Genomic DNA, 14,824 nt, shown 5'->3' on the forward strand with positions numbered 1-14,824 from the left:
GCACCGGCTCGATCAGTATCGCGGCGGTCTCGGGGGTGATCGCCTTTTCGGCGGCGTCGATTTCGCCGAAGCCGACCTGGTCGAAACCTTCGACCTTAGGTCCGAAGCCTTCCAGGTATTTATACTGGCCGCCGGCGGCGATGGTCGCCAGCGTGCGGCCATGAAAGGCGCCTTCGAAGGTGATGATGCGAAAGCGCTCGGGATGGCCCTTGACGAAGTGGTAGCGCCGCGCCGTCTTGATGGCGCATTCCAGCGCCTCGGCGCCGGAATTGGTGAAGAACACCTTGTCGGCGAAGGTGGCGTCGGCCAGCCGCTCGCCCAGACGGCTCTGCCCCGGAATCTCGTAGAGGTTGGAGACGTGCCAGACCTTGGCCGCCTGCTCGGTGAGTGCCGAGACCAAATGCGGATGGCTGTGGCCCAGCGAATTCACGGCGACACCACCGCCAAAATCGAGATATCGCTCGCCCTTGTCGGTGACCAGCCAAGTGCCTTCCCCATGGTCGAAGGCCAGGGGTGCGCGGGTAAAGGTCTCGAAAAGCGCCGAACCGCTCATTATATGCGTCTCCGGAACCGGAAAATCAAAAAGCCGCCAAAGCGGCGGCCTTTGCGGCTTATCGTGTTTTTCGGCCATGAAGTCAACGAAAACGTCGCGCGAGGACGCGCGGCAAGCTCTCCAGCAAGACGCCGGCTCATCAGCGACCGGGCAAGTTGGGGAAAACCGAAAAAACCGAATCGTGTTGGCCCTCGGACTCTTGTCACCGAGTCAGCGCATAAGGTAATTGTAGTCGAGAAATAACTAGATTTCGTGCGGCGGACCTAATCACCCGATATATGTGGTGTCTGCCCGGCGGAAGCCGGATCGTGGAAGGATTCCGATCGCCGCACATTTCAGCAGGAGCGCGGTCTCATGAACTGGACTGACGAGCGGGTCGAACTTCTTAGAAAGTTGTGGTCGGAGGGACTGAGCGCCAGCCAGATCGCCGCACAGCTCGGGGGCGTCAGCCGCAATGCCGTCATCGGCAAGGTGCATCGGCTGAAACTGTCGGGCCGCGGACGCTCGACCGCCACGCCGGCACGCCAGAAAAAGAGCGTGCAAGGATCGAGCGTCCAGAAATCGGTGTCGCGGGCGGCGAGCACTGCGCGGCATATCACCACGTCGATCGGCGCGACCGCGCTGCAGGCGCAATTCGACACCGCACCGGTGGCGCGTCATTACGTCCGTCCGGTCGAGAACGTCGTCGTGCCGATCTCGCGGCATCTGCAACTCGTCGAGTTAACCGAGCGGACATGCAAATGGCCGAATGGCGATCCGCTTTCGGAAGAGTTTCATTTCTGCGGCAACGACGCGGCCGAAACCGGACCCTATTGCAAGTACCACGCCCGAATTGCGTTCCAGCCCGCATCAGAGCGGCGGCGGAGTAGATAAGGCAATAGGGGAGTAGGGCAGTATGGGAGTAGGTAAAGATTAGGCTTTGTGAGTGCGAGCCTTGGCAACGCACTACATACTCCCTTACGGCCCTACTCCCTTCTCTTTCACAGCCACCCATTCTTGCGAAAACGCCAGTACAGGAAAGAGCAGATCGCAGCGATCGCAGCCAGCACGAGCGGGTAGCCATATTCCATCTTCAGTTCCGGCATGTCGTCGAAATTCATGCCGTAGATGCCGGCGAGCGCCGTCGGCACCGCCAAGATGGCAGCCCACGAGGCCAATTTCTTGGTGTTCGCCGTTTCCTGGCTCTGGCCCACCAGGAGGCTGGCCTCGAAGGCAAAGGCGAGAACCTCCCGCAAACTGTCGATCTTTTCCTGCACGGTGCGGATATGATCTGTCACGTCCCGAAACAACGGGTGCATGGCTGCGTGGATCTGCGGCAGGTCGGCGCTGGTCAGCCGGCGGCAGACCTCCACCAGCGGCAGCGCCGCATTGCGCAAGCGCAACAGATCGCGGCGCAGCATATAGAGCCGCTCGATATCAGTTCCAGTCATAGGCCTTAGCAGGACCTTGTCCTCGATCGCCTCGACCTCGTCCTCGATCTGCTCGAGCACCGGCATGTAGTTGTCGACGATGAAATCGAGAATGGCATAGAGGACGAAATCCTCGCCCTTGGCCAGCGAAAGCGGGCAGCTTTCCCAATGCTGGCGAACGGCGGCATAAGAAGTCGACGGACCGTGCCTGACGCTGACGATATAGCCGGCGCCGACGAACAGATGCGTCTCACCGAAGGTGACGCGCCTGTCGATCAGTTGAGCCGTGCGGGCAACGATGAACAACGCATCGCCATATTGCTCGATCTTCGGCCGCTGATGCGGATGCTCGGCGTCCTCAATCGCCAGATCGTGCAGATGGAATTGCGCCTGGACGCGAAGCAACAGGTTGCGGTCCGGCTCCAGCAGGCCGATCCAGACGACATGACCTGGCTTCTTGGCCCATTCGCCAGCTTCCTCGATCGGAATGTCGGCGACACGCCGGCCGGCGGTATAGACGCTGGAAGCGATGATGGCCGATGTCGGCGGGGCCGGCGTCAGGTTCCGAACGGTTTCCATCGCTACCTCCTGGAGGCATGGCCTCGGGTCAGGATCAGGAACGTTCGGTAAAGCTTAGCCTAAATCAGCAATGGGTTCGAGAGGCAGCCGTTCACTTCGCGGGTGGCGCTCCCGGGACAACAATCTTGTCTGTCTTGTCGCCCTTCGGCCGCTCGGCCGGCATCTGGTCGCCGGTGACGATGTAGTAGATCGTCTCGGCGATATTGGTGGCATGATCGCCGATCCGCTCGATATTCTTGGCGCAAAACAGCAGGTGCGTGCAAGGCGTAATGTTGCGCGGATCTTCCATCATGTACGTCAGCAACTCGCGAAACAGCGAGGTGTACACGGCATCGATCTGATCATCTCGATCACGCACGAAGCCGATTTTTTCCACCGAGCGCGACGCGTAGACGTCGAGCACTTCCTTGAGCTGCGTCAACGCCAGGTCGGCCAAGGCCTCAATGCCGCGGAACAGGCTGGTCGGCTGGCGCCCTTCTATGACGGCAACCACGCGCTTGGCGACATTCTTGCCGAGGTCGCCGACCCGTTCGAGGTCCGCCGAGATGCGGATCGCGCCGACGATCTCGCGCAAATCCGTCGCCATCGGCTGGCGCTTAGCGATGATGATGATCGCCTTGTCGTCGATCTCGCGCTGCCCTTCGTCCAGAACAGAATCGTCACGGATGACTTTCTGGGCAAGGCCGGGGTCGGCGTTGACCAGGGCCGCGATCGCCTGTTCGACCATGCGTTCGGCATGCCCGCCCATCGCGGCGATGCGCTTCGACAGATATTTCAGTTCCTCGTCATAGGCGCTGACGATGTGCACGGACTGCATGGAAATGCCTTCCCGGGATCTGTGGCCGAGTCGTTCCTCGAATCCTCCGCTGATACGCTAGCCGGATGACAGAAAAAAGAAACGGCTTGTTAGCAGATAGTGCGGCGTCAGTGCGCCGGCAAATGAACCGAGAAGGCTGCGCCTTTGCCGACCTCCGACTTGATCGAGAGCCTGGCGTTGTGGCGCGTCAGGATATGCTTGACGATGGACAGGCCAAGGCCGGTGCCTTTCTGGGTCCGGCTGTTTTCGACATCAATGCGGTAGAAGCGTTCGGTGATGCGCGGGATGTGCTCCTCGGGAATGCCGGGACCGAAGTCCCGGATGGTGACGTCGATGCCCGGTTCTGGACCGTCATTGCTGTGAGCAATCGTCACCACGACGCGTCCACCCGACTGTCCGTATTTGCAGGCGTTTTCGAGCAAGTTTTCGAAAACCTGGAAAAGTTCATCGCGATCCCCGGGTACATCAAGCGGCCCTTCTGCGAAATCCCGCTCGATGACAACGCCGTTTTCCCTGGCAAGCGGCCCAAGCGAATCGATGACGCTGTCGAGGGTCTGGCGGAGATCGACCTCGGTTCCCGGCTTCAGATAGGGTTTCATCTCCAGCCGCGACAGCGACAGCAGGTCGTCGATCAGGCGCGCCATGCGGCCGGTCTGGTTCTGCATGATCTGCAGGAACTGCTCGCGCGCCGCCGAGTCGTTGCGGGCCGGGCCGCGCAGCGTCTCGATGAAGCCGGAGATCGAGGCGAGCGGGGTGCGCAGTTCGTGGCTGGCATTGGCGATGAAGTCGGCGCGCATCCGGTCGATCCGGCGCGCCTCGCTCTGGTCTTTGAAGACCAGCACATAGAGGTCGGTGCCGTGGCCGACAGACGACGCACTCACCCGATAGGCCCGTTCGACCGGCAGCTTTTCGGTATAGTCAACGACATCCGAAGCGGCGGCGCCCGATAAAATACTGTCCAGCAAAGCCTGCATCTCGGGCGCCCGGAATTTCAGCGACAGCGACATGCCCGGTGCGATGCCGCCGAAGGCGGCGAAGGCGGCGGCGTTGGCATGGACGATCGTGGCGGTGCGATCGAAGATGATCAGCGGATCGGCAACGGCGGCCGCCAGATATTCTCCCGACAGCTGTTGTAGCCCGCCCGCCTCGATCGCCGCGGCATCCTCCGCGGACTGGCGCGCAACGCTGGCCGGCAACATCGCGGCGGCAAGCAGCAGTACGGCACATGCCAGCAGCACCACATAGCCGGACGTGTCTGCGAAACCATAGACGGTCAGGACCGCGACAATGCCGGCGGCCAGCAGCCAGCGGCTGTTCCACAACCGGGTAGTGACCAGTTGCGCCGTGCTTCGCTGTTCTGCGCCGCCCATGTCAGCCATTGTCAGCCATTGTCAGCCATTCGCGCGCACTGCGCCTCCGCCCCCACCCGGCCGGTCGGGTGGAACTTCCCGCTGGACCGGCGCTAGAGCGCCGTGCGTCCAATTGGACGCACAAAGGACGCTCTACCACTCTCAATCTGCTGCATCGTTCTTTCCGAAATCGATTCCGATTTTCGGGCCGATGCAGTAAGGCTCCCAATAGCATGAGTCCGGAAACTGGAAAGGTTCGTCTCGATGAAAAACTCCAAGGAAGATGCCGCCGCGCCCGTTCCAGGTCCGCTGAAGATCCGCATCGACGGCAAGGCGCTCGAGTTCGACATCGAGGATCCCAAGCTTCCGGACTGGGTCGAACACAACAAGCTGACCGCGGGCGGCTACCCCTACGACAAGAAAATGAAAAGCGACGAGTATGACGAGACGCTCGAGCGGCTGCAGATCGAGCTGGTCAAGGCACAGGCATGGCTGCAATCGACGGGCGGGCGCGTGATGTCGCTGTTCGAAGGACGCGATGCCGCAGGCAAGGGCGGCACGATCTTCGCGCTGCGCCAATACATGAACCCCAGGACAGCGCGCAACGTTGCGCTGACCAAGCCGACCCCGACCGAACTCGGGCAATGGTATTACCAGCGCTATGTCGCGCACTTTCCGACATCCGGCGAGTTCGTCACCTTCGACCGCTCCTGGTATAATCGCGCCGGCGTCGAGCCGGTCATGGGCTTCTGCACGCCGGAGCAGCATGAGAAATTCCTGGACGAGACGCCGTATTTTGAACGGATGATCTGCAACGAGGGCATCCATTTCTTCAAATTCTGGTTGAACATCGGTCGGGAAACACAGCTTGAGCGGTTTCACGATCGCCGCTGGAGTCCTTTGAAGAGCTGGAAATTCTCGCCGATCGACATTGCCGGCATCACCAAATGGGACGACTACACCAAAGCGCGCGACCTCATGTTCGAACGCACGCACGAGGAATTCGCGCCTTGGATCATCGTGCGGGCCAATGACAAGCGGCGCGCGCGACTTGCCATCATCCGACGCATCCTGTTGTCGCTTCCCTATGACGGCCGCGATCTCGACGCCATCGGCAAGGAAGACAAGAAAATTATCGGGGAAGGGCCTTCGTTCCTGGGACCACAGGCCTGAAGCACTGCCGCGCGCCCCAACGACGCGCGGCACGATTCCGGATATTCCTGTCATTCTGCCGAATGACTTCTCATGCCGCCAGCCGGGCAATCCGCTGCAGCCGCTTCAGCGTGGTATCGTCCTGCAAAGCCTGCTGAAACAGCGAAATCTCCTGGTCGATGCGATCGCAGAGCGCGCCTGTGTCGCCCTTGAGCAGGTCGCGCGTCTGCAGCAGTGCGGCGACCGGCTTCTTGGCGAGTTGCCTGGCTCTGCCAAGTGCGGCTTCCTCGACATCGCCCACCACTATCTCCGTGACCAGGCCAAGCATCCTGGCGTCCTCGGCACTGAGCGTGTCGCCCAGGCAGAAGAAGCGAAAGGCGCCGGCATAACCGAGTTTCTGCGGCGCCAGGATGCTGGTCGCCGCGTCCGGCACGAGGCCGAAATCGACGAACGGCACCCGGAACGTGCTTTCATCAGATGCGATCACCATGTCGCAATGGAACAGGATGGTGCAGCCGACGCCGACGGCGTCGCCGTCGACACAGGCAAGGACCGGTTTGGGGAACGTCGCCAATGTGCGGAACATATCGGTGACGGCGGCGATCAATCGTTGATGCTTGGTGGCGTCGAGGAATTCTGAAAAATCGCCGCCGAGGCAGAAGCAGCCGGCGAGGCCGCGCAGCACCACGACGCGCACATCATCGTCGATTGCGGCTTCGTGGAAGATCTTGGCCAGGCTTTCATAGGCTCGCCCGTCCAGCACCGGCCGGCCGTCATCCGACGATACCGTGACGATCAGCGTATGATTGCGGAACTCTGTTTGCGGTTGGATGTTCATGGCTGTCTCCAATTCTCACGAGGCCTGCCTCATTCCGAGCCTGTCGGGATAACCCCTGGCCAGCACCGGCGCGAAATGACTGCGACGCGAGCGCACCACCTCAAGCGTATGCTCGTTGAAGGTGAGCAGCGTCGCGACGACCTGCTGGTTGCCATAGGTGCGCTGGTAGCCAAGCGGCTTCGCCAGGAAGTGCAACTGCAGCGCCCGCAGAACCCACATCGGCTCGAACTCGATGATCACCTGGTTGACGTTCCGCTTCAGCCCCCACTCGACGAAGCCGGCAATGAGCTCGGTGCCGACCGTCGAGACGCCGCGCTTGCCGTCACGAAAGCCCGGCGCCACCGCATAGCGGGTCAGTTCCCACACGTTCGGCCCGGATGGCGGCGTCCCTTCATAGAGGTCCGCCAGCACCTCGGTCAGAAGATGCGCCCGCGTGGTCGGCAACATCCGCTGATAACCGGCGAGTTCGCCATTGCGGATGACGAGCTGATGCACCGCCTCATCATGGTCGAACTGATCGATCTCAAGGCCATCGGGGCGCTGCAGATCTGTCCACCCCATCTCCTCGACGAAAATCTTGTAGCGTAAACGATGAACGGCCTCCCAAAGGTCGGGACGTTCCATAAGTTCCTGTGTGGTAAGGGAAAAAAGCATCTGCCGTCTCCTAGGTTCAATAGGAAGATACGGCCGGGCTGTCCCGAGAAAATTACGCGATCACGTATGCAAGAATTTCTAGGCCGGCACGGCCGAGCTAGCTAATATAGCCGCGCCTTATCGCTTCCGCGACCGCCTGTACCCGGTTGACGGCACCGAGTTTGCTTTTGGCGTTAAGAAGGTGTTTCTCTGACGTGTGTTCCGAAATGCCGAGAATCTGTGAGATCTCCCATTCGGACTTGCCGACGGCGGCCCATTGCATGCATTCGCGCTCACGCGGCGTCAGTTCGACGTGGTCGATGGTCTTGGCCGCCATCGTGTGGATCTGCATGGCGCGGCCAATCGCATAGGTCGCCACCAGCGACACCAGCCCAAACTCGGCGCCCGACAATTCGACGGCCTCGCCGCCCAGCGACACCATGACGATCTGGCCATCGAGCGTGATCAGCGGGAAGGCCAATCCGTCGCGCAGCTTGAATTCGCCGGCGTCGCCCATCACTTCGCCGCTGCTCTTGTCGATGCGGATGCCCTGAGACGCCTCCCGCCACTGGAACGGCGCCTGAAGCTGCTTCATGTGGCTGACGACGGGGTCGTGGTCAACATAGTTGCGCGCCACATAGCGCTCCAGCCATTCTCCCGGCCACTCGCAAAGCAGCACATGGTCCTTTTGCTGGCCTCTTGGCGTGCCCGGTTGCGGAACCGTCCCGGCCATAAGTGCCGTCAGACCGAACTCCGAGGTTATGCCAAGCAGTTTTTCGCAGACCGCAGCCGCCGTATTGGCGTGCTGCAGCTGATCTATGAATTCCAGTGTGCGATCGAAGTGGCCCATTGCAACATCTACCCCATGTTGCCTTCCGCGTTGAGATCAACGGTCTAGTGCTTGACCCGCACTTTGCCATCGACCCCGGATTACAAACCTGCTCCTCTCTGTTTGCAGCGCCTTGCGGCTACCCTCCAGCCGACGCCCCACATGTTTGCAAGCTCGCTGAAGCATAACCCTAAATCGGCATGATGAAATCAAAAACCGTTGTGCCTGTGGCATTTTCGTACCAAAAGCCACATTGGACAGGACAGGGCGGAGCTCGATCGTGGCAATTCGGTGGACAACCATCGTCTTGATGCTGGCAATGACGGGACCACAGTGGCTCGCGGGAGCGCGAGCCGCGGAGCTGCAAGTGCCGGTGCTGTGGGATGCCAAGGAGCGACTGCCGAAGCCTGACCTTTCCGCGCTGCCGCGTCTGAGATTCCTGACCACCACCGATTTCCCGCCGTTCAACTTCCTCGACGGAGCGGGTCGCTTGTCCGGCTTCCACGTCGATCTGGCGCGCGCCATCTGCGCCGAACTCGGCATCGCGGAAAAATGCCAGATCCAGGCGCTGCCTTGGGCCGAGCTCGAAGGAGCGCTGCAGAAGGGCGAAGGTGAAGCGATCATTGCCGGCATCGCCGCCACACCGGAGTCGCGGTCGAAATATGCCTTCTCACGTTCCTACCTGCAGTTTCCGGCGCGCTTCATCATGCCGAAGACAAAGGCGCTCACGGAACCGATCTTCGACAGACTGCGCGGCAAGCGCGTCGGCGTGGTCGCCGGGTCCGCGCATGAGCGGATGCTGCGCGATTATTTCGGCACCGTTCAGGTCGTCCCCTTCGACCGGCCGGAAGAGCTCTACGATGACCTCAAGGCTGGCAAGGTCGACGGCGCCTTCGGCGACGGCATGCGCTTCGCCTTCTGGCTGGGGGGGTCGGATGCGGCAGCTTGCTGCCGCTTTGCCGGCGGCCCGTATCTGGCGCCAGAATATCTGGGCTCGGGCATGGCCATCGCCACCAGGGCCAACGATCCGGCGCTGGCCGCTGCGTTCGACTACGCGCTGCAGGAGATTTCGGTGAAAGGCACCTTCGCCGAATTCTACCTGCGCTATTTTCCGGTCAGCTTCTTCTGATCCCTCAGGGCCTGGATCAGTTCAGCGTACGCAGGCGGGCCTTGGCGGCACGGGCGATGGCGGCGACGGTGAGCGTGTCGAGATCGAGTTGGCGACGGATAAGCTGCAGCACCCTCACCTCCTCCAAACGCATTTCGAGGTCGACGGCCGCAACCTCGAAGGCTGCGGCATAGGCGGTATCAAGCAGGCGTTCGGGCAGTGCTTCAACGACCCGCGCCAAAACGCCTTCCAGCCCGTCCTTTTCGTGCAGCATCTTTTGGCAGTCCTGGGCGACGCCGACCAGCCGGTCGTGGTCGAAATCCTCGAACACCGGCCATGAGCGGACGACGTCGCCGATCCGCGCCAGTTCGACATCGGTCATGTCGCGATCGGACGCGGAGGTGATGACCATCAGATAGATCAGGGCTTCATGCGGCGGCAAAGACATTTAAAAACTCCTCAAACGGGCTCCGAAGTTAGGAACGCGGCACCGACGCCGCAAGGAAAAAGAGCCGCGATCGTTGACGCCCACGGCAGGCACGCCTAGAGACCGGTTGAAAACCTCTTCCGGCCCCTTTTGCGGTGATGCCGGCGAACGATTTGGAAAACAGTGACATGGCGGGATCAAACATCGTCGATCTCAATCCCGAGGTGCTTGCGGCAGCGGCTGAAAGCAAGGCGTGGCCGTTCGAAGAAGCCAGAAAGATCGTCGAGCGCTACAAAGACACTGATTTTCCCGAGACCGTTCTGTTTGAGACCGGCTACGGTCCGTCGGGGCTGCCGCACATCGGTACTTTCGGCGAGGTCGCACGCACCTCGATGGTGCGCCATGCCTTCCGCGTCCTCACCCGGGACGCGATCAAGACCAAAATATTGTGCTTTTCCGACGACATGGACGGCATGCGGAAGATTCCGGACAACGTCCCTGATCGCGCCGCACTCGAGCCGCACCTGCACAAGCCGCTCTCGTCCGTCCCCAACCCTTTCGGCGGCGACTATGCGAGCTTCGCAGACCACAACAACGCAATGCTTTGCCGTTTCCTGGACACGTTCGGCTTCGACTACGAGTTCGCCAGCGCGACGGAATACTACAAGGCTGGCCGTTTCGACGACGTTCTGCTGCGCGCTGCCGAACGTTTCGATAAGATTATGGACGTGATGCTGCCGACGCTCGGAGTGGAGCGTCAGGCGACCTACAGTCCGTTTTTGCCGATTTCCCCCAAAAGTGGCCGCGTGCTTTACGTCCCCATGAAGCGTATCGACGCCAAGGCCGGCACTATCACCTTCGATGATGACGGCACCGAAACCACGCTGCCCATAACCGGCGGCAGGGTGAAGCTGCAATGGAAGCCGGATTTCGGCATGCGCTGGGCGGCGCTCGGCGTCGATTTCGAAATGTTCGGCAAAGACCACCAGACGAATGCGGTGATCTACGACCGTATCTGCAATATCCTGGGCGGGCGCGCGCCGGAGCATTTCGTCTACGAGCTGTTCCTGGACGAGAACGGCCAGAAGATTTCGAAGTCGAAGGGCAACGGACTGACCATAGACGAGTGGCTGACCTACGCGCCGACCGAAAGCCTCGAACTCTACATGTACCAGCGGCCGCGGCAGGCAAAGAAGCTCTATTTCGACGTCATTCCGAAGGCGGTGGACGAGTATTACGCCTTTTTGTCCGCCTATCGCCGGCAGGAGTGGAAGGAGCGGCTGGGAAATCCCGTCTGGCACATGCATGACGGTAACCCGCCTGTCGTCGACCTGCCGGTGTCGTTCGCGCTGATGCTCAATCTGGTCAGCGCCTCGAACGCCCAGAACAAGGACGTGCTGTGGGGGTTCATTTCGCGCCACACATCGGGCGTGACGCCGAGGACCCATCCCGAGCTCGACCGGCTGGCCGAATATGCGATCCGCTATTTCGACGATTTCGTGAAGCCGGCCAAGGTGTACCGGGCCGCCGACGCGGTCGAGCGCGAGGCGCTGACGAAACTGTCCGAGGCGCTCGCCGCGTTGCCGCCAGATGCCAATGGCGAGGTGATCCAGAATGCAGCCCTAAACGTCGCGCGCAAGATTGAACGCTATCAGGACCATTCGAAGCAGAGCCCGGAGGGCGGGCCGGGCGTCTCTGTCGCCTTTTTCCAGATGATCTACCAGGTGCTGATCGGACAGGAGCGCGGCCCACGCTTCGGTTCCTTCGCCGCGCTCTACGGCATCGCAGAAACCCGCGCGCTCATTCAGAAGGCGCTGGCTGGTCAGCTGGCGGCGTAGCCGTCGTCTCGGTTGGCGGCGTAGCCGTCGCCGACGGATCGAGAATCAGCTGCGTCGGCTGCGCTGCCGCGACAGGTGCTGGTGCCGGAGGCAGGCCGGCGAGACTGGGCGCCGGCCCGAAAATGCCCTTCATCGCCGTACGCGCCTTCTCGCCGGCCTCGACGTAAGGGCCACCCTCGGCTGCGCGCGCCCAGCCGTTTTCGATCAACCACTGACCGACATCCTGGTTGCCAACGCGGCATTCGGCGGCGATCAGGTCGCGGCCGCCTTCGGGCGGCACCGCGCAAACCACCGCCCGGCCGCGTAGGAAAGCACGGAACGCCGTTCGCGCCCGGCTGCCGCACGTCCAGGACTTGCCGCCATCGGCGCAAGTCTCGTCCTGCCTGACGATGTCGATACCCGAAATCGCGACCGAGTAGCCCTTGGCCTCGATCATACCGGCGGCCGGCGCAACCGGCTGGAACAGTTTTGTCCCGTTCCAGTCGTCGGGCATTTTCAATTTGGGCGGTTTGGCCAGCGCTAGGTCACTCAGCGGCGCGCGCGGCTCGACCCGTTCAAGCTCTTCGGGCTGAAGCGGCGGCGGCGCGACGACCTCGGGATCGATGGCCCTGGAATGCGCCTCCGGCCTCGCCGCTTTGGGGCGCGGGTTCGCGGCGGTGGCAGGCGCGTCGGATTGCGCCGCCATGCCGGCCTGCGCTCGAGCCGCGACACGGCCGTTTTCGCCTTGAAGCACGGCGCGGCCGCCGGCGCCGATCGCGGCCCCCATTACCAAGATCGTCAACACCGCAGCAGCTGCATGAAGCGGACGCACTGGCGGCCCCTACTGGCTTGCCCAGACAATCCGCGCCACCCATTCGACATCGCGCATAGGGATGTCGCGGTCCGGGTGATCGGGATTGAGCGAGACCAGCATGATCGACTTCGACGACTGACGGTCCAGCACCTTGGCCATGACCTCGCCGGCATTGGTCTTGACGACGACCCGGTCGCCCTTGCGGGTGGCAGCGCCCGGCTCGACGATCAGCACATCGCCATTGCGGTAGAGCGGCAGCATGGAATCGCCCTGGACCTGCAGCGCATAGGAGGTTTCGGTCGCCTGTGCCGGAAGCTCGATCAGGTCCCAGCCCTGCCCCGCCGGAAAACCGGCATCATCGAAGAAGCCGCCGGCGCCGGCCTGGGCGAAGCCGAGCAGCGGCACCGAAGACCTCTGTGGGGGCAAAGATCCGGGAACGGGCTTGCCGCGGCCTTCGACCAGTCCCGTGAATTCGTCGAGCGAGGCGCCCGTCGCCTCGATGATCTTGGCCAGCGATTCGGTCGACGGCCAGCGCGGCCGCCCGTCCGAGGACAGCCGCTTCGACTTGTTGAAGGCAGTCGAATCAAGGCCCGCTCGCTTCGCCAGCCCGGAGGCCGAGAGCGAATAGCGCTCGGCGAGAGCATCGATGGCGGCCCATACGCGGTCATGCGAGAGCACTTTTGCTCTCCTTCAGAACAGGAAAAAATACCTTCTCCGTTCTAACCGGTGGCCGTGATTTTGTCCACCACCGAAGGCGGCGTCACGCCGCCTTCTTGGCTTCGCTCCTGGCATAGGGATCGAAGCGTTCGTAGAAAGTCTCGCCCTTCTCCGCCATGTTGAGCAGGAGCTTCGGCGCCTTGAACTCGGCGCCGTACTTCTTTTGCAGGCCCTTGGCGATCTTGACGAATTTCTTTGAGCCGATGCCGTCGATGTAGGACAGCACGCCGCCGGTAAAGGGCGCGAAGCCGAAGGCGAGGATCGAGCCGACATCGGCTTCGCGCGGATCGGTGACGATGCCCTCCTCCATCACCCGCGCCGCCTCTAGCGCGATGGTGACCAGGAGCCGCTGCTTCAGTTCCTCATAGTCGACCTTTTCCGGCGCCAACTGCCGATAGAGATCCTTCAGGCCCGGCCACAACTTCTTCTTGGCAGGCTTTTGCGGATAGTCGTAAAAACCCTTGCCGTTCTTGCGGCCAAAGCGACCATGCGTATCGACCAGCGTGTTGATCAGCGCCATCTGCTTCGGGTCGACCGCGTTTTCGCCGAGATCGCGCATGGTCTGCTTCATGATCTTCTGCGCGAGGTCGATCGCCGTTTCGTCCGTGAGCGCCAAAGGACCGACCGGCATGCCGGCGGCCTTCGCCGCATTCTCGATCATCGGCGCCGGAACGCCCTCGATCAGCATCTTGTAGGCTTCCGACATGTAGCGCAGCACGCAGCGGTTGACGTAGAAGCCGCGCGTGTCGTTGACGACGATCGGCGTCTTCTTGATGGCGCGGACGAAGTCGATCGCGGCGGCCAGCGCCTTGTCGCCCGTCTTCTTGCCCAAAATGATCTCGACCAGCATCATCTTGTCGACCGGCGAGAAGAAATGGATGCCGATGAAATTCTTCGGCCGCGCCGAATTCTTCGCCAGCGACGTGATCGGGATGGTGGACGTGTTCGACGCGAAGACCGCCGACGGCTTCAGCATGGCCTCCGCCCTTTCGGTGGCGTCCTTCTTGACGCCCGAATCCTCGAACACCGCCTCGACCACCAGGTCGCAGCCTGCGAGGTCGGCATAGTCTGCCGTCGGCGTGATCAGCGACAGCAGCCTGTCCTTGTCCTCTGGCTTGGCGCGGCCCTTCCTGACCTGATCCGAGATCAGGCCGTCCGAATGCGCCTTGCCCTTGGCGGCAGCTTCCATGTCGCGGTCGAGCAGCACCACTGGAATGCCGGCCTTGGCCGTAACATAGGCGATGCCGGCGCCCATGAAGCCGGCGCCGAGCACGCCGATCTTCTTGAACTTGGTTTCCGGCACGCCGGCCGGGCGGCGTGCACCCTTGTTCAGTTCCTGCAGCGACACGAACAGCGAGCGGATCATCGCCGCTGCTTCCCTGGTCTGCATGATCTCGGTGAAATAACGCTGCTCGATGCGCAAGGCGATGTCGAACGGCACCAGCAGGCCTTCATAGACGCATTTCAGGATGGCGGCGGCGGCAGGGTAGTTGCCATGGGTCTCGCGACGCAGGATGGCGATTGCCGGAGGCCACAGATTGGCGCCGGCCACCGAATAGACCGGGCCGCCGGGCAGCTTGAAGCCCTTCTCGTCCCACGGCGCCACCGGTTTCAAGCCATTTCTGATCATGGCCTTGGCGGTCTCGACCAGCTTCTGCGGCTCGGCGATCTCGTGGATCAGGCCCATCGACTTGGCCTTCTGCGGCGACAGCGTCTGGCCGGAGGTCAGCATCTGCAGCGCCTGCTGCTGGTCGGTCAGCCGCGGCACGCGCTGGGTGCCGC

Annotated in this window: 15 protein-coding genes; 4 read left to right on the forward strand and 11 right to left on the reverse strand. The window is 62.0% G+C overall.

The genetic code is table 11. The features are described from left to right. Positions 1–553: aminotransferase class III-fold pyridoxal phosphate-dependent enzyme (locus EOA85_RS10840; protein WP_127209410.1), on the reverse strand; the 553-nt coding region annotated here is incomplete at its 3' end. A gap of 354 nt (positions 554–907) precedes the next feature. Between EOA85_RS10840 and EOA85_RS10845 the strand changes: the two genes are divergently transcribed. After that, entirely contained in the window at positions 908–1,426 is a 519-nt protein-coding gene (locus EOA85_RS10845; RefSeq protein ID WP_029356837.1) for a GcrA family cell cycle regulator, read from the forward strand. Between the two features lie 107 nt (positions 1,427–1,533). Here the strand turns inward: EOA85_RS10845 and EOA85_RS10850 are convergent, their stop codons facing one another. From EOA85_RS10850 to EOA85_RS10860, 3 genes are all read right to left on the reverse strand, one after another. Further along, positions 1,534–2,541, reverse strand: a complete 1,008-nt coding sequence (locus tag EOA85_RS10850) for a magnesium and cobalt transport protein CorA (protein WP_065005841.1) — start codon at positions 2,539–2,541, stop codon at positions 1,534–1,536. Between the two features lie 91 nt (positions 2,542–2,632). Next, positions 2,633–3,358, reverse strand: coding sequence for a phosphate signaling complex protein PhoU (gene phoU, locus EOA85_RS10855; protein WP_065005842.1), 726 nt, complete (start codon positions 3,356–3,358; stop codon positions 2,633–2,635). Positions 3,359–3,465: 107 nt separating this feature from the next. Next, complete coding sequence (locus EOA85_RS10860; RefSeq protein WP_127209411.1) at positions 3,466–4,737, reverse strand: ATP-binding protein; 1,272 nt, start codon at positions 4,735–4,737, stop codon at positions 3,466–3,468. Positions 4,738–4,971: 234 nt separating this feature from the next. Between EOA85_RS10860 and ppk2 the strand changes: the two genes are divergently transcribed. Beyond that, positions 4,972–5,880 (forward strand): polyphosphate kinase 2, encoded by a 909-nt coding sequence (ppk2, locus tag EOA85_RS10865; RefSeq protein ID WP_127209412.1) that lies wholly within the window; start codon positions 4,972–4,974, stop codon positions 5,878–5,880. Positions 5,881–5,950: 70 nt separating this feature from the next. Here the strand turns inward: ppk2 and EOA85_RS10870 are convergent, their stop codons facing one another. From EOA85_RS10870 to EOA85_RS10880, 3 genes are all read right to left on the reverse strand, one after another. After that, entirely contained in the window at positions 5,951–6,697 is a 747-nt protein-coding gene (locus EOA85_RS10870; protein ID WP_127209413.1) for an enoyl-CoA hydratase-related protein, read from the reverse strand. Between the two features lie 15 nt (positions 6,698–6,712). Then, positions 6,713–7,351: an acyl-homoserine-lactone synthase gene (locus tag EOA85_RS10875; protein WP_077377404.1), complete on the reverse strand. Its 639-nt coding sequence runs from the start codon at positions 7,349–7,351 to the stop codon at positions 6,713–6,715. Positions 7,352–7,448: 97 nt separating this feature from the next. Then, the gene (locus tag EOA85_RS10880) at positions 7,449–8,180 is read right to left on the reverse strand and encodes a LuxR family transcriptional regulator (protein ID WP_095517049.1); all 732 of its coding nucleotides are present in this window, start codon (positions 8,178–8,180) and stop codon (positions 7,449–7,451) included. A gap of 289 nt (positions 8,181–8,469) precedes the next feature. Here EOA85_RS10880 and EOA85_RS10885 point away from each other — a divergent pair, with 289 nt between their 5' ends. Continuing rightward, complete coding sequence (locus tag EOA85_RS10885; RefSeq protein WP_127209418.1) at positions 8,470–9,288, forward strand: transporter substrate-binding domain-containing protein; 819 nt, start codon at positions 8,470–8,472, stop codon at positions 9,286–9,288. Positions 9,289–9,304: 16 nt separating this feature from the next. Here the strand turns inward: EOA85_RS10885 and EOA85_RS10890 are convergent, their stop codons facing one another. Beyond that, entirely contained in the window at positions 9,305–9,715 is a 411-nt protein-coding gene (locus EOA85_RS10890; protein WP_164759596.1) for a tellurite resistance TerB family protein, read from the reverse strand. A 167-nt stretch (positions 9,716–9,882) separates the two neighbouring features. Between EOA85_RS10890 and EOA85_RS10895 the strand changes: the two genes are divergently transcribed. Beyond that, complete coding sequence (locus EOA85_RS10895) at positions 9,883–11,532, forward strand: lysine--tRNA ligase (RefSeq protein WP_127209414.1); 1,650 nt, start codon at positions 9,883–9,885, stop codon at positions 11,530–11,532. Here the strand turns inward: EOA85_RS10895 and EOA85_RS10900 are convergent. The 3 genes from EOA85_RS10900 to EOA85_RS10910 all read right to left on the reverse strand — a co-directional run. After that, positions 11,495–12,343, reverse strand: a complete 849-nt coding sequence (locus EOA85_RS10900) for a thermonuclease family protein (RefSeq protein WP_164759597.1) — start codon at positions 12,341–12,343, stop codon at positions 11,495–11,497. The two genes, EOA85_RS10895 and EOA85_RS10900, sit on opposite strands and share 38 nt — an antisense overlap. Before the next feature lie 9 nt (positions 12,344–12,352). Next, positions 12,353–13,003 carry a helix-turn-helix transcriptional regulator gene (locus EOA85_RS10905; protein ID WP_127209416.1) on the reverse strand — a complete coding sequence of 217 codons (651 nt, stop codon included), beginning with the start codon at positions 13,001–13,003 and terminating at the stop codon, positions 12,353–12,355. Between the two features lie 82 nt (positions 13,004–13,085). After that, positions 13,086–14,824, reverse strand: a 1,739-nt coding sequence (locus tag EOA85_RS10910; protein WP_127209417.1) for an FAD-dependent oxidoreductase, incomplete at its 5' end; no start/stop codon positions are given.

This window comes from Mesorhizobium sp. M5C.F.Ca.IN.020.29.1.1, assembly GCF_003997375.1.
Lineage (GTDB): Bacteria > Pseudomonadota > Alphaproteobacteria > Rhizobiales > Rhizobiaceae > Mesorhizobium > Mesorhizobium wenxiniae.